The sequence below is a fragment of the Staphylococcus lugdunensis genome (assembly GCF_001558775.1).
Classification (GTDB): domain Bacteria; phylum Bacillota; class Bacilli; order Staphylococcales; family Staphylococcaceae; genus Staphylococcus; species Staphylococcus lugdunensis.
Window position 1 is genome coordinate 897,297 of sequence record NZ_CP014022.1, and the last position, 21,577, is coordinate 918,873.

The window sequence follows — 21,577 nt, forward strand, 5'->3', positions numbered from 1 at the left end:
TTCTCCCTACAATATTTTCAGAATATCTCCATCTGCAATTTTGCCGTCCACGAGTCGGTCATTTTCTAGTAATAAGCGATCCTTAGTGGTCACTTTTATTTGATTTTTATAATCATATATTTCTAAATCTAAACTTTCTATAATCAGTGGTATTAGTTGTTTGATAGGAATAAATATGGGAACTGCTAAATCAAAGCTTCCGTGTTGATAGTTTGAAAAATCAAATGTCACTTTTTTATGCTGGCTCATCGTTTAACCCTTCTCCCTCGCTGGATGGTAAATACCATAAATCCTATAGTTAAAAAAGCCCCTATACTTAACAAGATATATGGAAAGAAATTTTTCTTTTGTTTGTCTTGTAAATAAGGGCTTTTATCACTCTCCGCTGTTTTGTTCAAATTCTTGTTTGAAAACAATACATGCTTTGTTTCATCCAAGCGGGACTTATTGCCCGCTTGTTTTTGAAACAAATTATTTTTTATATTTGAATCTTTATTCTGTTGTTGTTCTTTAATGCGTTGATTTATTTTTTTACTTTCATCATCAAAGAGCGTTGTATCGTATTCTTTGATATCTTTATTCACATTTTGTTGATCTTCATCATCGACTCTTATATCTAAATCACCTTGATGTGGATTGGCAGTTAATAGCGTCATCATGGTTAAGCCTTCAATGAGCATTAAATGAGCCTCTCTTTCTTAAAGTGCTTAATAAACATATTTAAGATGAATCCAATAATGGCAAGTACTGCAAGGATTAACATTGCCATGCCAACTGGATGTTCTGCATTCAAGTAGTTATAGAACACTTTATCTATATGTGATAATGGTGAAATCGCTGCAAGTATTGCGTTATTGCGATTCATGTCAATAAAGTATAAGGCAAGTATGACAATGATGATAAACATACCGATGGATTTTAATTGTCTCAATAAGTACGTATTGAGGAGTACAAAGACAATCATTGTCAAGATAATTAAACCGACAAACTTCGCACGGTATCCTGCCATAACTTCATATTGATTCATGGCAATCAAACCGATAATGAGACCTTCTGCTAAGCCAGCAACAGTAACAATACCTGCACCAATACCTTTATTCCACCAGTGATTATGTTTGCTAAATTCATCTTTAACAAAGTTCACTTGGCCTTTATGGCGTTCATAACTATAGAATAGGTATGCCGTCATTAATGAAACTAAGTACATGAGCAATACTAGAATTGTTGGTGAGAATGTGTTGTGATTGTCGCTATTTGCTAACACATTTTCCAGATTTTTCTTCTGAATTGGATTACTCATAAAGTCTTTTAACACTTCGTTTTGACGATCGCCTTCTTTAGAGTTTTTCAAGACGTTTTCAAAGTCTTTAGCGAAGAGACGATTTTCTTTATCGTTTTTATTCATCACTTCATTTAAGTTGTTAGCTCTAACACCTAATGCACGTCCGCTAGCATGAAGCTTGCCAACATTGTCATCAAGTTTGTTTAATTCACCACTAATGTCATCGGCAGTTGATTTAGAATTTTGACTATCTGAAAGTAACTTCGTACTACGCTCAGATAAATCACTAATTTGTTTATCTAAATCGGTTGATATCGTTGTAAATTCTTTACCTTTTTCTTCATTGATTTTTGGTGTTTCAGGTTCATCACTTAATAATTTTTCAGCTTTTGATAAATCATCAAGTAACGTGCTGATGTCTTTTTTATTCTGTGCAACTTGGTCTTGATTATTGATGACATCATCAATAAATTTATCAGACTGTTGATTTAATTGATCTAATTGATTTAGTAATGCTGATTTATCATTTTTAAAGCTTTCCATATCTTTAATAACTTGATTAACCATCATATCGACAATTGCTTTATTATCAATCTTGATATCATTTGGATCGATTGCAACGTCTTTATAGATGTCATATTTAGATTTGAATTGATCAAGTGAACGGAGTTGTTGATTTAAATCGCCACTGATTAATTTGCCATCTAAATGATTGTTGATAGATAAATCAACGACATTCGCTTTTGGTTCATCTTTATCATTATCGGCTTGGCCGAATAACAATTGTAGCTTCATCGTTTTATTTTTAAGGAAATCTTCTTTATGTTGTGCATCAGCTTTAAGTTTGGCCACACCTTTGACTTTAACATGGTATGTTTTAACTGTCGTATCCAGTTTGACATTTTGATCTTTAATATCGTATTTCTTACCGTTGATATAAATATCACCGCTAAAATCAAAGTTAGGATCTGTTGATACTGTTAAATGGTTAATATCTTTAGATTTGATATCCTCTTGACGTTCAAACGTCGTACCTTCAGTTTCTAATTTCGATGTATCTGTGGCACTAATTTCACCGTGATAATCTTCTTGTTTAATTGGATTATCAAGATGCTTCACATTGTAGCTTGTTCTATATTGATTTACTTCTTTTAAAATTTCTTGGTATTCTTTAGTAGCTTTCTCAGATAATCCAGCGTCTGCGATATCTTTATTTGTTAACTTTCTAATATAAAATTCATCTTGACCAGACTGGTCGTTTTCAATAGCGTTTCTCAATTGATTAGCCATCGTATCTTGTATTTTTTGTTGGTCTTGTTTCATTTGATCCACGATATCGTTTAAATCTTGATTATTCTTCAATTGTTCTTGTAATGAGACAGTCAATTTTTGACGATAGTCTCTAATCATATCTTCCGTAAATGGTGATTCTTGTGCTTTCACTTCATCTTTCACTTTATTTAAAGCGTCTTGATATGATTTTTGGTAGTCATCTTTCGTACGTTGTTGCGCTTCATGTTGTTGGTCTAACTTACTATCAACTTGTTTCAATTGATTAATATAATCTGAGATATTCACATCTTTATCTCGTGATTTCATATCATCAAGTGTATCCTCTAATAAAGACTGATGCGCATTGAAATATTCTGCTTGTTTGCCGACGATAGATGACACATCATTATCAGATTGAATGCTAAACGCTTCTGGCTTCGCACTTAATAAAGAGTTATTGTAACCTTGTAACCATTTCGTAATATCATTGTTCGCATTAATAGAATTGACTAATGTATCAGTAAATAATTCTGGAAAATCGTTGAGCGGATTCAACAAATAATTGGCAAAGTTTTGATTAACGTTTTGTTCACGTGTCATAATTGCGCCAACATTTTTCTGAGCGTTATGCAAATTGTCGATAATACTTGTTAAATAGATTTTAATTAAATCTTTGTTGAAATCATTTAAAATACTTGCGACAATTTTTTCAGTTTTCTTCGCAACTTCTTCTTTTTGTCCAACTGCTGTTTTATATTGAATCGCCATATTGGCTGGTTTCTTTTTGTCTAATTGCATCGATAATTTAGAAAAGTTTTCAGGGATAATGATCATGACTTGATATTTACCATCTTTTAAGCCATTTTCAGCAATATTACGCGTAACCGTCTCAAAATTATAGTTCGTTTGACTAGATAATTTCTTAACAAATGTATCCCCTAGCGTAATCTTCTTACCGTTATATGTTGTCGATTGGTCTTCATTGACAATCGCTATATGTATATCTTCATAATTTTTTGTTTCACTCTTATGACTTTGTCCTGATTGGTCACCATATTTAAAATGTACAAAAACAAAAAATCCTATAATGGCAATCGCGACGATTAAAATTGAGATAAGAGTATAGATCCAGTATTCTTTTTTCATTTTTTTGTCCTTTCAATCCACACTTATTAATGATAAAACAGGCTGAGACACGATTAAATGTCTCAACCTATATATAACTATTACTGTAAACCGAAATTATTAGATAATTGTTGGTCTTGTTCTTGAACAGCATCAGCTGTGCTGTTTAATTGTTGTTTAATCTCTTCTAATAATTGAGCAAATTTGTCAACTTTTGGACTTAATTGTTGGAATTGCTCTTCAAAGCGATTAAATGCTTGACCTTCCCAGTTTGCAGCAATTTCACCTTGTGCTCTAGTTAAATCAGAAAGAATTTGATGGATTTGCTCAGCACCATTTCCATAAGATTGTGACTTAGCTCTTATTTCTTCTGGGCTCATTTTAATCAATGCCATAATACGAAACCTCCTAAAAAATTTAATTGGTTACTTCTATTACAGATAGATTATGAAAAATCGTATCTTATTAAATAATATAAAAAAAATAGGTTCATGTATACACTTTTACTAAAATTTTACGTAAAATATATTGCGGAAATTTAATTTGCCTATTACTATTCATTTGTAAGTCTTTTTTATGTATACTAAATTTATATCAATAATTAAAAAGGATTAATGTACCCGTATGAAAAAAACACTAGTTACGACAATGTCTTCTTTATTATTATTTACAATCGTTAATAGCCAACTGACATATGCAGCAACATACACTTCACTACAAGAAGCTAAAAAGGCACATCCAAATGCCTCATTTAATGTCAATTCAAATGATGGCACGTTTACCTATACTTATGGCCAACAGCAACGTGGTTCTAATGATAACCATACACCACAAAGTCATGCACATGGCCAAGCTGGTACCAATCAAGGCCAAAGAGCAAGCCAAGCACCAGGAAGCACATCTCAATCTCCATTAGGTGTGCAACAAAATGTCGGTCCTGTCAAAGCACCAGAACCAAGTCAACCAGCACCATCTATTGCGACACGTCAATATGCAGCTGATGCATCATTAGCAGCAGAATCGCAAAATGAACAAGCAGATTTTGACAAAGTATATAAAAAAGATGACTCCGGTATGATTACAAGCATTAATGTCGACGGTCTTTATGATGAGTTGAAGTTAAGTGAATTTAACGACAAGGCGATGACAGTCGATGGTAAACCACTTGCTTTAGGCAATGGTAAGATTATTTCAAACCCATTATTTACAAGTAAGAACAATCTCTATACGGCAGGTCAATGTACGTGGTATGTCTTCGATAAACGTGCACAAGCTGGCCACACGATTAGCACATTTTGGGGAGATGCGCGCAATTGGGCTGGTCAAGCTTCAGGTGACGGCTTTAAAGTCGATCACAAACCTGAAAAAGGTGCGATTCTACAGACTGGTAATGGCCCATATGGACATGTTGCTTTTGTTGAACGCGTTAACGCTGACGGCAGTGTCTTTATTTCAGAAATGAACTGGATCGCCCCATACATTACATCTACACGTACAATATCATCTATGGAAGCCGGGTCCTACAACTATATACATTAGAGAGCAAACACCTGGGACATAAATCTCAGAAAAATAACACTCAGATGAATTGAATTCAACTCATCTGAGTGCTTCTTTTTATTCAATACTTTGTATTGTTGGCTCGCTTTCTTAGGGGACAGCTTCAGCCACCCCAACTTGCTTTGCCTGGTGAATTTCTTCTCGAAATTCTCTTTGTTGGGGCCCCCACACCAACTTGCTTTGATCGACGAAATGCTTTTCGCATTTCTCTTTGTTGAGGCCCCTGTCTTCAGCTTGTCCTGTTCCCTCAAGAGTCTCGCCAAAATACGTCGTATTTATATGTAGTTTTACATCAACATACTTTTAAAAAATAAGGTGTTTTCGTATATATCACTGTTTGCTGTTTTGATGTTGTAAACGTGCTTTTTGTATTTGAAAAGCAAATATTGTACCTAATGCAAATAGAAGGATACTAATGAAAAATAGTGTTTTTCCTATAAAATGAAAGTTATCGCCATATAATTTCAACCCAATATCAAAGAAATCATCATACAATACTATATAAAATAGTATATTCATTAAAACTGACATAATAAATAGACCGATGATAGATAAATAGATGGTTGGTTTAGCCGTACTTTCGAAAGCTTGACCGTTGCTCTTTGGCTTATATACGGTTAACCATACAATATTCAAAGCTAAGATGCCAAATGCACCTATGGTTATAATAAATCCATGTATACTCAGTAAACTAAAAATGCCAGCAACAGCTAAAATAATCCACCAGCTATTGCCTATTTTATTTTTCTCAATAACTGCCTCTTTAACTGCTGCTTTATTTTTAAAAATTAATATGCCACAAATCATCCAAGCAACAATCGTGATTAAATTAAGACTGACCACACCACCAATGATATAGAACACTGCACTCATCGTCGTTTTTTTCGTCATTAACTTTAACGCTGTAAACCCTATAATAAATGAAATAAAACTTGCAACCATCAGCACACCAAAAATCCAATTAAAGATTAATGATGACATTTCAGTGCTTTTTGTTGTTGTTTGCTCATTTATCGTAGTCCTAATCTCGGAATGAGAAATGCCTGAAACTGACCCTACGAAAAAAAGTAAAAATAGAAATGATAGAAATGCTTCTAGAATAAGTCCAATCAGCGATGTTACTTTTATTGTTTTAATCATCATGTTCTCCCTTATGCTTGATTTTATGTATGTTAATAGTTTGTAGCGCACAACTGTTGATAACACAACCATGCTACACGGTCAACAGTATTATGATTTTTATTATTTCATTGTGACGTAAAAAAGTAAATATGAATTATATAATAATAATTTTAAACACTTATTTATTACTTGCTCTATTAAACTCAAAAAGCCAGCAATACAATTGTACAATGACAATGCATTACTGGCTAAATTTTTGAAAGACTGTTAACCGGCTCTAAATATGAATAATACCGATTAATCTACTGATTGGTGTTCATCTGATAATGGATTTTTGAGTTCTTTTTTTCTTTGGATGATTAATACACCACATGCAATCCATGACACAAATGTAATGAAATTAAAGCTTAAAATAGCGCCTATAATATAGAATGTAGCACTCATTGCCATTTTTTTAGACATAAATTTTAATCCTACAAGTCCTAAGGCTAATGAAATAATACTAATAATAAATAGCACCCCAAAGATACCATTAAAAATAGATTGTGCTTCTTCCGGACTGTATATTTTCACTTCACCATTCACCGTTGTTTTGAATTCGGGGTGTAACAAGCCTGCTACGGATGCTAAAAATAAGAGTAATAATATAACGCTAATGATAGCTTGTAAAATTATGCCAATCAATGATGTTACTTTAATTGCTTTAGTCATAACAATCTCCTTTATTATTTAACTTTAATATCTTTATAGTCTGGTTTATGCTGCTCAACATAGGCTTTCGCGTTAAAACCACGCTTATAGTATATTTTGTCATTTTTATATTCATAAGCTGCATAAAATAACTTATTGTTTCCTTTGTACAATGGATAACTAATAATTATTAACTTGCCATCGTTATAAACATAACGATTCACACGTTCTTTCTTAAACTCTGGATTTACTTTATCACTACTTTTCACCATATCTTGATGTGTTTTTTGCTGAATTGATAATATTTCATCTATCTTGCTTTGGTATTTATTATTTTTCTGCTTATTGGTGCTTTGTTGTTTATTATCTGCTTGCTTATCATTATGACTATCTTTACTACAACCACTGACAACAATAATCACCGCAACCAGCATACCGATGAATATTTTTCTCATGATGTTCCTCCTTTTTCTTACATATTTGAAAAATCTGTTATTTCTCGGCATTAATGATACTTTTTAATAAAAATCTCCAAAAATAATAAGAGGACTGCCCAGAAATTTTATTATTCCTCAAGGAGCGAATATGTAAAATCTATAATCTATGGAATGTCAGGCAAGCCTGGACTATTGTGGCTGTTCCATCCCATCTAACCTCCCTAAGTCATAAAGCCAAACCGATTGTGTCTACAACATGAATCACTTACAACTGCTACACAACCCGTTCCACAACTCATATTATTCCACTCTTGGGTAAAAAAGTAAATATGAATTATATAATAATATTTTTAAACAGTTATTTGTAAATTTGTTTGCTTATTATCATTTTTGAATAGTCAAAAAAGCCACCAATGGCATTGTACGCAAACAATCCATTGATGGCTGTATATGATCATTGATTTCATTGATAATTAACCGATAGAACCTTCCATTTCAAATTTGATTAAACGGTTCATTTCAACGGCATATTCCATTGGTAATTCTTTCGTAAATGGTTCAATGAAGCCCATAACAATCATTTCAGTGGCTTCTTCTTCGGAAATACCACGACTCATGAGATAGAATAATTGTTCTTCAGATACTTTAGACACTTTCGCTTCATGTTCTAAGGAAATATTGTCATTAAACACTTCATTGTAAGGAATTGTGTCTGATGTTGACTCGTTATCTAAGATTAACGTATCACATTCAATATTAGAACGCGCACCTTTTGCTTTACGTCCAAAATGAACGATACCACGATAGATGACTTTACCACCATTTTTAGAAATAGATTTTGACACAATAGTTGATGATGTGTTTGGTGCTTTGTGAATCATTTTCGCACCTGCATCTTGAACTTGTCCTTTACCGGCAAAGGCAATGGATAGTGTGCTACCTTTAGCACCTTCTCCTAACAGTACACAGTTTGGATATTTCATTGTTAATTTAGAACCTAGGTTTCCATCAACCCATTCCATATTACCGTTTTCATACACAAATGTACGTTTGGTTACTAGGTTGTAGACGTTGTTAGCCCAGTTTTGAATCGTTGTGTAACGGACATGTGCATCTTTGTGCACAATGATTTCAACGACAGCTGAGTGTAACGAACTTGTCGTATATACAGGTGCTGTACAGCCTTCTACATAATTTACAGAAGCACCTTCATCAGCAATGATTAATGTACGCTCAAATTGCCCCATATTTTCAGAGTTTATACGGAAATAAGCTTGCAGCGGTGTATCAAGTTTAACGTTTTTAGGTACGTAAATAAATGAACCACCTGACCACACGGCTGAGTTTAATGCAGCGAATTTATTATCTGCTGCTGGAATGACTGACGCAAAGTACTCACGGAATAAATCTTCATTTTCTCTTAACGCACTATCTGTATCTTTAAAGATAATGCCTTTTTCTTCAAGTTCTTTTTCCATATTATGGTAAACCACTTCTGATTCATATTGTGCAGATACACCTGCTAAATATTTTTGTTCTGCTTCTGGAATACCTAATTTATCAAATGTACGTTTAATTTCTTCTGGCACTTCATCCCATGAACGTTCTGTATGTTCTGAAGGTTTAACGTAATATGTGATGTCATCAAAGTTTAATTCTGACAAGTCACCACCCCATTGAGGCATTGGCATTTTATAAAATAATTTAAGTGCTTTTAATCTAAAGTCGAGCATCCATTGAGGCTCTTCCTTCATTTTTGAAATTTCAGTCACGATATTTTCTGTTAAACCGCGTTCTGATCTGAAAATGGACACATCTTCGTCGTGGAATCCATATTTATAATCCCCAACATCAGGTGCTTTTTTAGCCATTTCAATCACTCCTTAAAAATATATTTAAACGACGTGCGTGAGATTTTTAATGTTATGAAAAGTCTACCGCCATTGTAACAAGTTACTTTCTGTATCAAAAGTGTGACATCTCAATTGTCACACTCTGCTAGTCTTCTTCAGTAGAACCTTCCGCTTTGCCTTCTTTTTGAACCGTACCTTTTTCAAGCGCTTTCCATGCTAAAGTGGCACATTTGATACGCGCTGGGAATTGAGAAACGCCTTGTAGCGCCTCAATATCACCCATATCTTCAGTAATTTCGTAGTCTTCACCAAGCATCATCTTTGTAAATTCTTGACTCATTTGCATAGCTTCTGCCAATGAGTGACCTTTTACTGCTTCCGTCATCATAGATGCGCTGGACATTGAAATAGAACAGCCTTCACCTTCAAATTTCGCATCATGAATGATGCCATCTTCAATATCAAATGTAAGTCGAATACGATCACCACAGGTTGGGTTATTCATGTCTACAGTCATTGAGCCGTTGTCTAAGACGCCTTTATTTCTAGGGTTTTTATAATGATCCATAATCACAGATCGATATAATTGATCTAAATTATTAAAATTCATACGAGAAAAACTCCTTCGTTTGTTTCAATGCGTTGACTAATTGATCGACATCTTGTTGCGTATTATAAATATAAAAGCTTGCACGTGCTGTAGAAGATACGTTTAACCATGACATCAAGGGTTGTGCACAATGATGTCCTGCACGAACAGCAACACCTTCTGTATCAACTGCTGTTGCTACATCATGTGGATGTACGTCTTTTAAGTTAAACGTAATAACACCTGCACGACGATCTTTAGGCGGACCATATATGTCAATACCTTCAATCGCTGACATTTGCTCATATGCATATTCAGTCAACGCTCTCTCATGCCGATGGATCGCTTCAAAGCCAATATTTTCAATGTAGCGAATGGCTTCTGCAAGGCCTATTGCTTGGGCAATGAGCGGTGTACCTGCTTCAAATTTTGTCGGTAAGTCTGCCCATGTCGCATCATACTTGCTAACAAAATCAATCATATCGCCGCCAAATTCTACAGGCTCCATGTCATTTAATAAGTCACGTTTACCATATAACACACCAATGCCTGTTGGCCCTAGCATTTTGTGACCACTAAAGCTAAAGAAATCACAGTCTAAATCTTGAACATCAATTGGCATATGCGGTGCTGATTGTGCACCATCAACGCTAATTATCGCACCGTGTTCATGCGCAATTTTAGCAATCATTTTCACATCATTAATTGTTCCTAACACATTGGATACATGTGTAATCGCTACAATTTTAGTTTTATCGGTAATTGTCGCTTTAATATCTTCTACACGTAATTCGCCTTCTGCGGTCATCGGAATAAATTTAAGTGTCGCTTGTTTACGTTTAGCCAATTGTTGCCATGGCACAATGTTGGCATGATGTTCCATTTCAGTTACTACAATTTCATCACCAGCTTCAACATGTGCGTCGCCGTAACTGTGTGCAATCATGTTGATAGATGCCGTTGTACCACGTGTAAAGACAACCTCTTCAAAATAGTGCGCATTTATAAAACGGCGCACGGTTTCGCGTGCACTTTCATAACCATCAGTGGCTAATGAACCTAATGTATGCACGCCACGGTGAACGTTTGAATTATAGCGCTTGTAATAGTCATCTAATACATTGAGTACTTGTATAGGCTTTTGACTTGTTGCTGTAGAATCTAAATAAGCTAAGCGTTTGCCATTCACTTGCTGTTGTAAAATCGGAAAATCTTTTATAACGTCTTCAACATTTAAAGTTGTGTCGGCCATTGACTTCACGACCTTTCTTATATTAAAAATCTCATTTGTTTCTTCAATTTATAACGTGTCTCAACGCTTGTGCTTATGAAGCACGCTTATATGATTTATTTTAGAATACTGCTAATATTATATTTCATTTTACTTAGAAACTTTAAGTTCAATGACATCTCTAAGTTGACGTTTAACATCTTCAATTGGTAATTCGCGCACGACCGGATCTAAGAAACCATGAATAACAAGGCGTTCGGCTTCATGTTGTGAAATACCACGACTCATTAAATAATACAACTGCTCTGGATCAACACGACCTACAGATGCTGCGTGTCCAGCTTCTACATCGTCTTCATCGATTAAGAGAATTGGGTTCGCATCGCCACGTGAATGCTCAGATAACATTAAAACACGTGATTCTTGGTTCGCAATTGATTTCGTACCACCATGTTTGATATGGCCAATACCATTAAAGACAGATGATGCATGTTCTTTCATGACCCCGTGTTTTAAAATATAGCCATTCGTTTCTTTACCATACTGTACGATTTTAGAAGTTAAGTTGATTTTTTGATCTCCAGTACCTACGACAACCGATTTAAGTTCACTTGTTGAACGATCTCCTACAAGGTTTGTCGTGTTATCAATGATTTGGCTGCCTTCATTCATTAAGCCTAATGCCCAATTAATAGAGGCATCCGCTTCTGTATGTCCACGACGAATGATATAACCCGTGAAGCCTTTGTCTAAATAATCGACTGAGCCATAGGTGATACTTGAGTTTGCACCTGCAATTACTTCGGAAATAATATTAATTTGGTTACCATCACCACTTGCATCTGAAACGTAGTTTTCCACATATGTCACTTCAGCACTTTCTTCAGTGACTAAAATCACATGATTGAAAAAGCTCGCTTTATCATCATCGTGTAACACAACATAATGTATTGGATGTTCTACCACAACATTTTTTGGTACATAAACAAAGACACCACCATTGATTAATGCAGCATGTAAGGCTGTTAAACGATGTTCGTCTACTTGAACCGCTTCTGTCATTAAATACTTTTGAACTAAGTCTCCGTGGTTAACAAGGGCTTCAGATAATCCTTCGATAATGACGCCATCTTGCTTTGCTTGGTCTGACACTTGTGTGTAGGCCAGCGTATTATTATGTTGAATGATTAAGTTTTCAGATGTCTCAACATTAATGATTTTATTAATTGATTCTGGGAGTTCTGATAAATCTTTGAATGTTGCGCCATCAACATGATGTTGTTGAAATGAATCAAAGTCCCATTTTCTTAATTTGGTCTTATCTGGTTTAGGCATTTCTAAAGTTTCCGTTAATTTCAAAGCTTTTTTACGACTGTCTGTCATCCAAGAAGGTTCATGGAGTGCTTTTGAATAATCAACAAGTTGTTCTTCAGAAATGTTTAAAGTTTCCGTTGTCATAACTTTTTCCTCCTACTTGATGAAATATTAAGTTAGATGCTAAACACATAGCTAAACTTGAATTTTCTCCATACGTGATTGCGATTTATGCAATGCCATTTAAACACGCATGCTTGATTATTCTTCAGTACCGAACTCTTCTTTAACCCATTCATAACCTTCGTCTTCAAGACGTTTAGCTAATTCTGGACCACCCGTTTTCACTACTTTGCCTCCATACATCACATGTACTTGATCTGGCGTAATGTAGTTTAATAAACGTTGATAGTGCGTAATAATGAGTGCACCAAAGTTTTCACCGCGCATTTTGTTGATTCCTTTGGATACTACTTTTAATGCGTCAATATCTAAACCCGAATCGATTTCATCTAAAATAGCAAATTTTGGTTCTAGCATCATTAATTGTAGAATTTCATTACGTTTCTTTTCGCCACCAGAGAAACCTTCATTTAAATAACGTTGTGCCATGTTTTCATCAATATCTAAAAATGCCATAGTTTTATCTAATTTCTTAATAAATTGCATTAAATTAATTTCTTGGCCTTCTTCACGTTTCGCATTAATTGCTGAACGCATGAAATCCGCATTAGTTACGCCTGTGATTTCAGATGGATATTGCATTGCTAAAAACAATCCTGCTTTAGCTCTTTCATCAACTTCTAATTCTAAGATATTCACGCCGTCTAATAACACTTCCCCTTGCGTGACTTCATAGCTAGGATGCCCCATAATTGCTGATGATAATGTTGATTTACCTGTTCCATTTGGCCCCATAATTGCATGTACTTCGTCAGTATTAATCGTAAGGTTAACACCTTTTAAAATTTCTTTATCCTCAATAGACACATGTAAGTCTTTGATTTCTAATGTTGATGACATTTATATTCCCTCCGTAAAATATAAAGTTTTCTTAACTAGTTTATAGTAATTTTAATTTGTAGTCAAAAAGACTTTGAAATGTTCAATCCACTACATTATAACGCAAATAAGTAGCAATATAAACCGTTTGAACTGCTAAATTAGAGTCATTATTTAAATATAATTATTTTTGATAATCGTATTATTTTACACTTAACTGATAATGTTGGCCCCTCTGTTCTCAATATCCAAAATTTCGACAGATATTATTTCCTTATTAACACTATTTCTGCTATGATGCAGTTTCACTGCAATTTAACTAGAAAGGAGTCATTATGAAACATTTTAGATGGATTAATGTCTTGAAAGGTTTTGGTATGGGCACAAGTGATTTAGTTCCTGGTGTTAGTGGTGGAACAATCGCCTTGTTACTAGGCATTTATGATGATTTTATTCATGCTATCAGTGGACTATTTTCTAAACGTTTCTGGCCTAGTCTTAAATTCTTATTTCCAATCTTAATCGGCATGTTGTTAGCTATCGGCCTTTTAAGTAAACTTTTTAATTATTTATTGGCCAACCATCAAGTACCAACCATGTTTTTCTTCACAGGATTAATCATTGGTATCATTCCCTATTTATTGCGTATATCTCATTTCAAAAGTCGCTTTCAAGTTAAACATTATGCTGTAGTTGCTTTAGGTATCATTATCTTAGTCATAATCACATTGCTCAATCATGGTGACACGCATGCCAACACGTCACTTACATTAAATTCAAGTCTTATTATTGAATATTTTATCGCTGGCATGTGTGCGTCTAGTGCAATGCTCTTACCAGGTATTTCAGGTTCATTTATGTTACTGGTATTCGGTGCTTATGGCACAGTAATGTTTGCTATTTCTGAACTTATGTCATTTAATTTTCAAGCTATATCTTTATTATTCGTTGTTGGCTTGGGCATCGTAGCTGGCTTTATATGTTCTAGTAAAGTCATCCATTATGCGTTGCATCATTATCCTACATTGACCTTTGCCTTGATTATTGGCTTTGTGATCGGCTCTGTTTTTGCTGTTTTCCCAGGAATGCCAATGACGCTGCTATCATGGTTGATATCGATTATTACGCTTATACTAGGTTTTATCGTTAGCTTCGTTTTAGGCCAAATTACCGCTAAAAATGAAGCTTCAACATCAAGCAAATCACACAAAGAAAGCTCTTAAGCACACAGCCTAAGAGCTTTTTCTACTTTATTAGTTTGTATCTCTATTTTTCCCGTCTTTAATGTTATCAACAAAATCTTTTGCTTTGTCTTTTACATTATCGATTGTTTCTTTTACTTTACCAGAAGCTTTATCTTCTTTACCTTCTTTTTCTAACTCTTTATTGTCTGTCACATTACCTACAGTTTCTTTTACATTCCCTTTTGCTTGTTCAAATTTATTGTCTTCAGCCATTTTGTATTCCTCCTAGGTTGTTTTGAGATAGTTCTATTTACCCGTAGGCCACATTCATAAACATCTTTTCGAAAAAGATTCACTACAGTATGTGTCTTATTGGGTTGCATGCTGTAAAATCAGAGCTAAATCACGGCTGACGTTCAGCTTGAGTTTAACGCTTAAGTTAAATATCTCTTTCCCAGAAAAATACTACACTACAAGATTTATAATTACCACATTCATATCAAAATAGGAGCGGGACAGAATTCATAATAAATTCGTAGTCCCGCCCCAGAGAGGTTGACTAGGATGAAAACAAGCTTGGTATCAGCGTATTTTCAATCCAGTCAACTACTTTCAATATATAGTTCTTAGCCTAAAACATAAAGATGTTCCAAACTGATTTTACAATCAGACATGAATGATGCTTAAAATGCTTGTTGAGCTACAAATTCTTATCTGCACACTATTACGACTGTATCTGTATTATTCAGTTAATGCTTGTCTTAATGTTTTAATATTTTTAGCCATCAATGATTGATATGTTGCATCTTTGTCATCTTTTGTTAGCACAGCCATATTATGGAAACTTAATGGTTTCGTATCTGTTTCTGATTTAATGACATCCGTTGTTTTGTGTGGAATATTTTGTTCATACAATACATACGGCTGTTTTGATTTTTTGATTTCTTTGACGATATCCATGACTTTCTTTTGACTTGGTTCGTCATCATTCATACCGTTTACGCCTTCTTGTTCAAAATCATAGCGTTTTGCCAAGTATCCAAGTGAATCATGTGAGATAATGACTTTGTCTCGTTTTTTATTTTTTGAGATATCTTTCATTTGTTGATCAATATGGTCGATATCTTTGATTAATTTTTTGTAGTTATCTTCATAATATTGTTTATGCTTACTATCTTTGGCAATAAGTTCATCTTTGATTTCTTTAGCAAATTTTTTATTGAGTACAGGATCTAACCATACATGTGGGTCATGTTGTGTGTCCTCATCTTCATCTGCTTTAATCATGTCTTTTTTAGCCATATCTTTAGTTAATTGTAATTTCTTATCATCTTTATTGATGGCTTTGCCAATTTTTTTGGCAACTGGATCCATATCATCGCTAGAATAAACAAATAAATCACTCTTAGCAATATTTGTCATTTCCTTTTGCGTTGGCTCATAACTATGTATATCCGTGCCTTTCGGATAGATTGATTTCACATTGACATATTTACCACCAATTTGCTCAATAAAGCTTTGGAACGCAAAGACGGTTGTATAAACATTTAGCTTATTATCCGCACTTACTTTTTTATTGTCCTCGCTCTTACCACCACCACATGCTGTAAGTGTTATCGTTAAAATAATGGTTAATATACCTACTAGTAACTTCTTCATAACCTACTCCTCTAAATCGTAATTATTACGCTTAAAACTATATACCTAGTTTCTAAATAAATCAAGCCCTTAAACAAATTTTTTGATGTTAATATAAAATTTCTTATATTAGTAATCTCACAAAATATCTTTATACATGCAGAAAACCCGAGATACTCAATTAAATTGACCTTCTCGGGTTTTTAGCTATTATTTGGCTGGTACTACTGCACCGTCATATTTTTTATTAATGAAGTCTTTAATCTCTTTAGATTGTAATACTTCGATTAAAGCTTTAATTTTTTTATCATCTTTATGGCCTTTTCTTACTGCAATTAAATTCGCATATGGATTGTTTGTTGCTTTTTCAAGAACGATTGAGTCTTTTTTAGGACTTAATTTTTGATCAATTGCATAGTTTGAATTGATAATTGCTGCATCTACATCTTGGTTTTGGTAGATTTTAGGTAAAAATTCTGCCGATTGTTTGTTATTAAATTTAATATTTTTCTTATTTTCTACAATGTCACTGAACTTCGCATCTTCAATTTTTACGCCTTTTTTAATTTTAATTAAATCTGCATCCACAAAGAATTTTAAGAATCGACCTTGTTCAGCTGGATTATTTGAAACATAAACTGTTGCACCATTTGGTAAATCTTTTAAACTTTTATATTTTTTAGAGTAAACAGCCATTGGTTCTAAGTGTACGTTACCAGCTGATTCAATTTTATAACCTTTTTCTTTACTTTCTGTTTTTAAATAAGGTGTGTGTTGGAAGTAATTGGCATCGAGTTCACCTTTATCTAATAATTTGTTTGGCGTTGTATAGTCATTGATTGATTGAATCTTTAAGTCATATCCTTTTTTCTCTAATAATGGTTTAGCTTTTTCTAAAATTTCAGCATGTGGTGCTGGTGAAGCGCCGACTTTAATAGTCTTATCTTCACTGTCTCCCTTACCACAAGCCGCTAATGCGATCGTTAATACGAATACTGCAACTAAAGTTAAAATCTTCTTCATCTAATCATTCCTCTTTCCTTCTTATCGTTTGTCTAATTTATTTGTAATCCAATCCCCAATAAATTGAATTATAAATACAATAATTAAAATAAATACCGTCGAAACTAAAATGACATCATTTTGGTTACGAGTGAAACCAGTAAGGTAAGCTAGGTTACCTAAACCACCTGCACCAATAACTCCGGCAACAGCTGTTGAGCCAACTAAAGCAATTGCTGTCACTGTAATGCCGGAAACGAGTGCTGGCATCGATTCAGGAAGTAATACCTTTCTTACTATGGTAAGTGTGGTAGCACCCATTGAAACTGAAGCTTCAATGACACCTTTATCAATTTCTTTAAAGGCGATTTCAACTAATCTTGCATAAAATGGTGAAGCGCCAATGATAAGTGCTGGCAAGGCTCCGGTTGGTCCACTAATCGTACCTAAGACAATGCTTGTAAATGGAATTAGCAGCAAGATTAAAATAATAAATGGTATCGCTCTAAATAAATTGACTACAAATGACACAATACTATAGAAAATACGTGCACCTACTGAATTACTTTTCGCTGATAGGAATAAAAGCACACCTAAAATCAAGCCAAAAATAAACGCAAAAATGGTTGATATAATAGTCATGTATAGTGTCTCGTAAATCGCTGTCCAAACTTCTGGCCATTGCACATTTGGCATTGTCACCATCTCATGGAAGATTTCGCTATATGATTTACCCATGTCTTAGCACCTCCACATTGACACCTTTTTTATGTAATCCTTCAGTAAAATGATCAAAGTCTACTTCTGAAATATGTGGTATATGAATCACTAAAAATCCTATTGTGCCATTGCGCGTATTCTTAATATCTGCTTCAAGAATATTAACGTCTATGTTATGTGTTTTCGTAATATAAGACACGATAGGTTGTGTCGTGTTATCACCGTTAAAGTTTAGACGTACGACATAAGCATCGTGTGCTAGTGGCTCGAGTTGATCTAATGATTCCTCAAAATCGTTATTTAAATCATCTTTTACGAAACGACGTGTCACTTCATGTTGCGGATTTTCAAAGACATCACTTACTTTACCTTGCTCAATCACACGGCCATTCTCCATGACAGCAACTTGATCACACACGCGTCGAATGACGTGCATTTCGTGTGTAATTAACACGATCGTTAAGCTCTGACTTTTTTTAATTTTTAATAACAAATCTAAAATTTCATCTGTTGTTTGCGGATCAAGGGCACTTGTCGCTTCATCGCATAGTAGAACATCAGGGTCATTCGCAAGTGCACGCGCAATTCCTACTCTTTGCTTCTGTCCACCTGATAATTCAGAAGGATACGCATGTTCTCTACCTTTTAAACCCACTAATTCAACTAACTCAAGCGCACGTTTGACAGCAAGTCCTGACGGAACGCCTGCAATTTCAAGGGGAAATTTAATATTGTTTAATACGGTTCTTGACCATAATAAATTAAAATGTTGAAAAACCATGCTTACCTTTTGGCGTTTTAAACGCAGTTCTGACTTAGATAACTGACTCATGTTATCACCATCGATGATGATATCTCCTGACGTTGGGGACTCGAGTTGATTGAACATTCTGATTAATGTGCTTTTACCGGCGCCAGAAAATCCAATCACACCGTAAACCGAACCAGTTGGTATATTTAAATCAACGTGATCAACTGCGAGAACATCTTTTTTCTTTGTGTGATAACGTTTAACAACTTGTTTTAACTCAATCACGTTAAGTGCCTCCTTATGTAGCTGTATCTAATTAAAAATGCTTCCTCAAACTTTAGATGTTTGAGAAAGCATTTATATATCCTTTCTCTCATCTTCTAAAGTTTAACTTTATGTGAATTGGCACCATTTCTATTTCTAATATAGACGGTTGCCGGGCTTCGCAGGGCACATCCCTCCACCTCTCTCGATAAGAGTTTTCGCATTATTTAATTAATTTTAATCCTACCATTATGGTAATATTTCGTCAACTACTTTTTTAAATTTTCTAACAAATAAGGCACCGATTGAAATGCATAGATTCGTTTCAACTCTTGTGTTTGATTCATTAGCAGTAACACAGGGACTGATTGAATTTGATAATGTTCACTAAATTCCGGATAGAAATTCAAATCAAGCTTGGTTACTGGTAGTTGTAACATTTCATTAGCAATATCTAACATACGTTCAGATATTTTACACGTTCCGCACATTGGTGTATAACCAAAGATAAGGTGACGTGGTTGTTGTGCATGCTCTGTTATTTCAGAGATGTTGATATCTTTAGTCATTCGATAAGACGAACCTTTCCATGTTTAAATGAGGCATGAGCTGTTGTTCTTGTCGAACCATGAACCCATGCTTGTGCAGTACTTTGGCTAAATATTTCTTAGGGCAGCGCGCAACTTCGCAATATGTTCTATCTATATAAATATGTTCACTTTCACTCAAATAGCGTTTAAACCATTTACGAATATTGGCACCTTCATCATCTGAATCTGCCAGGATAAAAACCTGTTTGCCATAAAGTGATTCTATCATATCATCTATCTTATCTATACTCATTGTACCGTGTGTACAAATAATGTGAACGGGCTCAGCAATCACTTGTTGTACCCTTTTCTTATCTGATTTACCTTCTACAATAATAACTTTATTTACAAGTGTCATGTTCATCCACCTTCTACAGTTACATATTATAAGACAGTTACTTCTATACAAAAACGCGTGTCTCTAAACATTGAAATGCTGTAAAAATAATTATTATTTTGTTGCGTTTAGATTAATCATGTTAACAAAATGTTATATTACCAATAAACTGGTCATATACCTTTGTTTATAACTGATGATAGAAAAAACTCCAAGATACGTATATCAAGGAGTTCATCGCTTTTATTCGCCAATCATTTCAGCATATTGTTCTGCAGATAATAATTCATCTAATTGGCTTTCATCATCTAATTCAACTTTAACCATCCAAGCCTTTTCGAATGGTGATTCATTCACAAATTCAGGACTATCTTCGAGCTCTTCATTTGTTTCAATGATTTTTCCAGAAACAGGTGCATAAAGTTCTGACACTGTTTTAACAGATTCAACACTACCAAATGTATCCCCTTCGTTAATTTCATCATCAACGTCTGGTAGTTCAACGAATACAATATCACCTAATTCGCCTTGCGCGTATTCAGTAATACCAATTGTTACAACATTTCCGTCAACTTTTACCCATTCATGTTCCTTAGAATATTTTAATTCGCTCGGTACTGTCACGAAAATCCCCTCCTAAAAATAATTACAGTTTAATGATGCCATACCGTCTGCATTCATTCAACTATTATTCATAAAACTTTGAATAATTTCTGCACATATAATAATATATGTAAACTGTATTATATTATGCTAACCACGTTTCTTTATATTGGTCTTCTTTAAATCCAAGTGTGATTCTATCTCCTGAGATTGCAAGTGGACGTTTTACCAACATACCATCGCCAGCTAATAACTCTAATTTTTCATCTTGCGTTAAGTCTTTCAACTTATCTTTAAGCCCTAATTCACGATATTTAGCACCATGTGTATTAAATAGTTTATTAACTTCCACACCTGTTTTCTTAATGATTTGTTCAAATTCTTTTTTAGTTGGTGTATGTTGCACAATATCGATTGGTTCAAAGCTAACGCCATAATCTTTTAGAAACTTTGCAGCCTTTTTACAAGTTGTACAATTAGAATATTGATAAAATTTTATCATTCAGTTGTAACCTCCTATAGTAGTTACGTTTAATATAACAGATATTAAATGAAAACGCTCTATTTTTTAAGCTGAATTTTTTATTAAAAAAGTAAATTTAGTTATAATACGATTACGACATTGACTAAAGGAGCGCATCAATATGGAAAGTATACAAACAACTGAAAATTTTAATAAGATTATTCAAAGTGATCAGCCTGTCATCATAAAATTTGAAGCGGGTTGGTGTCCAGATTGTAAAGCAATGGATTTATGGATTGACCCTATAATTGAAAAATACAATGCCTATCAATGGTATTCAGTCAATCGAGATGAGTTAGAAGATGTTGCTGCAAATCATGATGTAATGGGCATTCCTAGTTTATTAATCTTTAAAAATAGTGAAAAATTAGCACACTTACATTCAGCAAATGCTAAATCACCCGAACAGGTTGAAACTTTTTTAGCTGAAACATTTCAAGCATAAAGCAAAAGCATGAAGTTCCGACATTACCAGTCGTGACTTCATG

At 34.2% G+C, this 21,577-nt stretch carries 25 protein-coding genes and 1 riboswitch; of the genes, 3 read left to right on the plus strand and 22 right to left on the minus strand.

Translation table 11 applies throughout. From position 1 onward, the window contains the following. Positions 1–6 precede the first annotated feature (6 nt). The 4 genes from AL499_RS04230 to AL499_RS04245 all read right to left on the minus strand — a co-directional run bounded on the left by AL499_RS04230 (position 7) and on the right by AL499_RS04245 (position 4,074). Positions 7–249 carry an EsaB/YukD family protein gene (locus tag AL499_RS04230; RefSeq protein WP_002459615.1) on the minus strand — a complete coding sequence of 81 codons (243 nt, stop codon included), beginning with the start codon at positions 247–249 and terminating at the stop codon, positions 7–9. Next, complete coding sequence (gene essA / locus AL499_RS04235) at positions 246–680, minus strand: type VII secretion protein EssA (protein ID WP_002459616.1); 435 nt, start codon at positions 678–680, stop codon at positions 246–248. Before essA ends, AL499_RS04230 begins: the two co-directional genes overlap by 4 nt. Next, positions 680–3,700, minus strand: a complete 3,021-nt coding sequence (gene esaA, locus AL499_RS04240; RefSeq protein ID WP_002493036.1) for a type VII secretion protein EsaA — start codon at positions 3,698–3,700, stop codon at positions 680–682. The genes essA and esaA overlap by 1 nt, the downstream gene beginning before the upstream one ends. Before the next feature lie 80 nt (positions 3,701–3,780). Next, positions 3,781–4,074, minus strand: coding sequence for a WXG100 family type VII secretion target (locus AL499_RS04245; protein ID WP_002459618.1), 294 nt, complete (start codon positions 4,072–4,074; stop codon positions 3,781–3,783). 229 nt (positions 4,075–4,303) lie between these two features. Between AL499_RS04245 and AL499_RS04250 the strand changes: the two genes are divergently transcribed. Beyond that, the gene (locus AL499_RS04250) at positions 4,304–5,218 is read left to right on the plus strand and encodes a CHAP domain-containing protein (RefSeq protein ID WP_002493031.1); all 915 of its coding nucleotides are present in this window, start codon (positions 4,304–4,306) and stop codon (positions 5,216–5,218) included. A 351-nt stretch (positions 5,219–5,569) separates the two neighbouring features. Here AL499_RS04250 and AL499_RS04255 read toward each other — a convergent pair whose 3' ends face one another. The 9 genes from AL499_RS04255 to sufC form a co-directional block, all read right to left on the minus strand. Beyond that, positions 5,570–6,379 (minus strand): DUF5084 family protein, encoded by an 810-nt coding sequence (locus tag AL499_RS04255; protein WP_037540632.1) that lies wholly within the window; start codon positions 6,377–6,379, stop codon positions 5,570–5,572. 279 nt (positions 6,380–6,658) lie between these two features. Further along, complete coding sequence (locus AL499_RS04260; RefSeq protein ID WP_002459621.1) at positions 6,659–7,072, minus strand: DUF4064 domain-containing protein; 414 nt, start codon at positions 7,070–7,072, stop codon at positions 6,659–6,661. A 14-nt stretch (positions 7,073–7,086) separates the two neighbouring features. Next, positions 7,087–7,506, minus strand: coding sequence for a cystatin-like fold lipoprotein (locus AL499_RS04265; RefSeq protein WP_002459622.1), 420 nt, complete (start codon positions 7,504–7,506; stop codon positions 7,087–7,089). A gap of 37 nt (positions 7,507–7,543) precedes the next feature. Next, complete coding sequence (locus AL499_RS12830) at positions 7,544–7,627, minus strand: hypothetical protein (RefSeq protein WP_207754600.1); 84 nt, start codon at positions 7,625–7,627, stop codon at positions 7,544–7,546. A 334-nt stretch (positions 7,628–7,961) separates the two neighbouring features. Next, positions 7,962–9,359, minus strand: coding sequence for a Fe-S cluster assembly protein SufB (gene sufB / locus AL499_RS04270; RefSeq protein WP_002459623.1), 1,398 nt, complete (start codon positions 9,357–9,359; stop codon positions 7,962–7,964). 127 nt (positions 9,360–9,486) lie between these two features. Next, a complete protein-coding gene (gene sufU / locus AL499_RS04275; RefSeq protein WP_002459624.1) occupies positions 9,487–9,951 on the minus strand; it encodes a Fe-S cluster assembly sulfur transfer protein SufU in 465 nt (154 codons plus the stop codon). Continuing rightward, positions 9,941–11,182, minus strand: coding sequence for a cysteine desulfurase (locus AL499_RS04280; RefSeq protein WP_002459625.1), 1,242 nt, complete (start codon positions 11,180–11,182; stop codon positions 9,941–9,943). Before AL499_RS04280 ends, sufU begins: the two co-directional genes overlap by 11 nt. A gap of 129 nt (positions 11,183–11,311) precedes the next feature. Next, entirely contained in the window at positions 11,312–12,619 is a 1,308-nt protein-coding gene (sufD, locus tag AL499_RS04285; protein ID WP_002459626.1) for a Fe-S cluster assembly protein SufD, read from the minus strand. 117 nt (positions 12,620–12,736) lie between these two features. Next, entirely contained in the window at positions 12,737–13,498 is a 762-nt protein-coding gene (gene sufC / locus AL499_RS04290; protein WP_002459627.1) for a Fe-S cluster assembly ATPase SufC, read from the minus strand. 314 nt (positions 13,499–13,812) lie between these two features. Between sufC and popT the strand changes: the two genes are divergently transcribed. Beyond that, positions 13,813–14,700 carry a polyprenyl-phosphate transporter PopT gene (gene popT, locus AL499_RS04295; protein WP_062248873.1) on the plus strand — a complete coding sequence of 296 codons (888 nt, stop codon included), beginning with the start codon at positions 13,813–13,815 and terminating at the stop codon, positions 14,698–14,700. Positions 14,701–14,730: 30 nt separating this feature from the next. Here the strand turns inward: popT and AL499_RS04300 are convergent, their stop codons facing one another. The 9 genes from AL499_RS04300 to AL499_RS04340 form a co-directional block, all read right to left on the minus strand. Then, the gene (locus tag AL499_RS04300) at positions 14,731–14,934 is read right to left on the minus strand and encodes a CsbD family protein (protein ID WP_002493030.1); all 204 of its coding nucleotides are present in this window, start codon (positions 14,932–14,934) and stop codon (positions 14,731–14,733) included. Positions 14,935–15,402: 468 nt separating this feature from the next. Continuing rightward, positions 15,403–16,320, minus strand: a complete 918-nt coding sequence (locus AL499_RS04305) for a metal ABC transporter solute-binding protein, Zn/Mn family (protein ID WP_002459630.1) — start codon at positions 16,318–16,320, stop codon at positions 15,403–15,405. Positions 16,321–16,509: 189 nt separating this feature from the next. Beyond that, positions 16,510–17,322, minus strand: a complete 813-nt coding sequence (locus AL499_RS04310; protein WP_002459651.1) for a MetQ/NlpA family ABC transporter substrate-binding protein — start codon at positions 17,320–17,322, stop codon at positions 16,510–16,512. 21 nt (positions 17,323–17,343) lie between these two features. Further along, complete coding sequence (locus tag AL499_RS04315; RefSeq protein WP_002459652.1) at positions 17,344–18,039, minus strand: methionine ABC transporter permease; 696 nt, start codon at positions 18,037–18,039, stop codon at positions 17,344–17,346. Further along, a complete protein-coding gene (locus AL499_RS04320) occupies positions 18,032–19,057 on the minus strand; it encodes a methionine ABC transporter ATP-binding protein (protein WP_002479303.1) in 1,026 nt (341 codons plus the stop codon). The genes AL499_RS04315 and AL499_RS04320 overlap by 8 nt, the downstream gene beginning before the upstream one ends. Before the next feature lie 85 nt (positions 19,058–19,142). After that, positions 19,143–19,251: riboswitch (SAM riboswitch) on the minus strand. Positions 19,252–19,305: 54 nt separating this feature from the next. Next, the gene (locus AL499_RS04325) at positions 19,306–19,605 is read right to left on the minus strand and encodes a thioredoxin family protein (protein ID WP_002459654.1); all 300 of its coding nucleotides are present in this window, start codon (positions 19,603–19,605) and stop codon (positions 19,306–19,308) included. Then, on the minus strand, positions 19,598–19,984 hold the full coding sequence (locus AL499_RS04330; protein WP_002493035.1) for a toprim domain-containing protein: 387 nt from the start codon (positions 19,982–19,984) through the stop codon (positions 19,598–19,600). Before AL499_RS04330 ends, AL499_RS04325 begins: the two co-directional genes overlap by 8 nt. Before the next feature lie 222 nt (positions 19,985–20,206). Further along, positions 20,207–20,587, minus strand: a complete 381-nt coding sequence (gene gcvH, locus AL499_RS04335; protein ID WP_002459656.1) for a glycine cleavage system protein GcvH — start codon at positions 20,585–20,587, stop codon at positions 20,207–20,209. A 124-nt stretch (positions 20,588–20,711) separates the two neighbouring features. Next, positions 20,712–21,068, minus strand: a complete 357-nt coding sequence (locus AL499_RS04340) for an arsenate reductase family protein (RefSeq protein ID WP_002479305.1) — start codon at positions 21,066–21,068, stop codon at positions 20,712–20,714. Between the two features lie 142 nt (positions 21,069–21,210). Here AL499_RS04340 and AL499_RS04345 point away from each other — a divergent pair, with 142 nt between their 5' ends. Further along, complete coding sequence (locus tag AL499_RS04345) at positions 21,211–21,534, plus strand: thioredoxin family protein (protein ID WP_002493033.1); 324 nt, start codon at positions 21,211–21,213, stop codon at positions 21,532–21,534. Positions 21,535–21,577: the final 43 nt, after the last annotated feature.

Excerpts from the sequence above, each read along its gene's own strand:
- AL499_RS04230 (WP_002459615.1), bottom strand. The coding sequence starts at position 249 with ATGAGCCAGCATAAAAAAGTGACATTTGATTTTTCAAACTATCAACAC.
- essA (WP_002459616.1), bottom strand. The coding sequence starts at position 680 with ATGCTCATTGAAGGCTTAACCATGATGACGCTATTAACTGCCAATCCA.
- esaA (WP_002493036.1), bottom strand. The coding sequence starts at position 3,700 with ATGAAAAAAGAATACTGGATCTATACTCTTATCTCAATTTTAATCGTC.
- AL499_RS04245 (WP_002459618.1), bottom strand. The coding sequence starts at position 4,074 with ATGGCATTGATTAAAATGAGCCCAGAAGAAATAAGAGCTAAGTCACAA.
- AL499_RS04250 (WP_002493031.1), top strand. The coding sequence starts at position 4,304 with ATGAAAAAAACACTAGTTACGACAATGTCTTCTTTATTATTATTTACA.
- AL499_RS04255 (WP_037540632.1), bottom strand. The coding sequence starts at position 6,379 with ATGATTAAAACAATAAAAGTAACATCGCTGATTGGACTTATTCTAGAA.
- AL499_RS04260 (WP_002459621.1), bottom strand. The coding sequence starts at position 7,072 with ATGACTAAAGCAATTAAAGTAACATCATTGATTGGCATAATTTTACAA.
- AL499_RS04265 (WP_002459622.1), bottom strand. The coding sequence starts at position 7,506 with ATGAGAAAAATATTCATCGGTATGCTGGTTGCGGTGATTATTGTTGTC.
- sufB (WP_002459623.1), bottom strand. The coding sequence starts at position 9,359 with ATGGCTAAAAAAGCACCTGATGTTGGGGATTATAAATATGGATTCCAC.
- sufU (WP_002459624.1), bottom strand. The coding sequence starts at position 9,951 with ATGAATTTTAATAATTTAGATCAATTATATCGATCTGTGATTATGGAT.
- AL499_RS04280 (WP_002459625.1), bottom strand. The coding sequence starts at position 11,182 with ATGGCCGACACAACTTTAAATGTTGAAGACGTTATAAAAGATTTTCCG.
- sufD (WP_002459626.1), bottom strand. The coding sequence starts at position 12,619 with ATGACAACGGAAACTTTAAACATTTCTGAAGAACAACTTGTTGATTAT.
- sufC (WP_002459627.1), bottom strand. The coding sequence starts at position 13,498 with ATGTCATCAACATTAGAAATCAAAGACTTACATGTGTCTATTGAGGAT.
- popT (WP_062248873.1), top strand. The coding sequence starts at position 13,813 with ATGAAACATTTTAGATGGATTAATGTCTTGAAAGGTTTTGGTATGGGC.
- AL499_RS04300 (WP_002493030.1), bottom strand. The coding sequence starts at position 14,934 with ATGGCTGAAGACAATAAATTTGAACAAGCAAAAGGGAATGTAAAAGAA.
- AL499_RS04305 (WP_002459630.1), bottom strand. The coding sequence starts at position 16,320 with ATGAAGAAGTTACTAGTAGGTATATTAACCATTATTTTAACGATAACA.
- AL499_RS04310 (WP_002459651.1), bottom strand. The coding sequence starts at position 17,322 with ATGAAGAAGATTTTAACTTTAGTTGCAGTATTCGTATTAACGATCGCA.
- AL499_RS04315 (WP_002459652.1), bottom strand. The coding sequence starts at position 18,039 with ATGGGTAAATCATATAGCGAAATCTTCCATGAGATGGTGACAATGCCA.
- AL499_RS04325 (WP_002459654.1), bottom strand. The coding sequence starts at position 19,605 with ATGACTAAAGATATCAACATCTCTGAAATAACAGAGCATGCACAACAA.
- AL499_RS04330 (WP_002493035.1), bottom strand. The coding sequence starts at position 19,984 with ATGACACTTGTAAATAAAGTTATTATTGTAGAAGGTAAATCAGATAAG.
- AL499_RS04340 (WP_002479305.1), bottom strand. The coding sequence starts at position 21,068 with ATGATAAAATTTTATCAATATTCTAATTGTACAACTTGTAAAAAGGCT.
- AL499_RS04345 (WP_002493033.1), top strand. The coding sequence starts at position 21,211 with ATGGAAAGTATACAAACAACTGAAAATTTTAATAAGATTATTCAAAGT.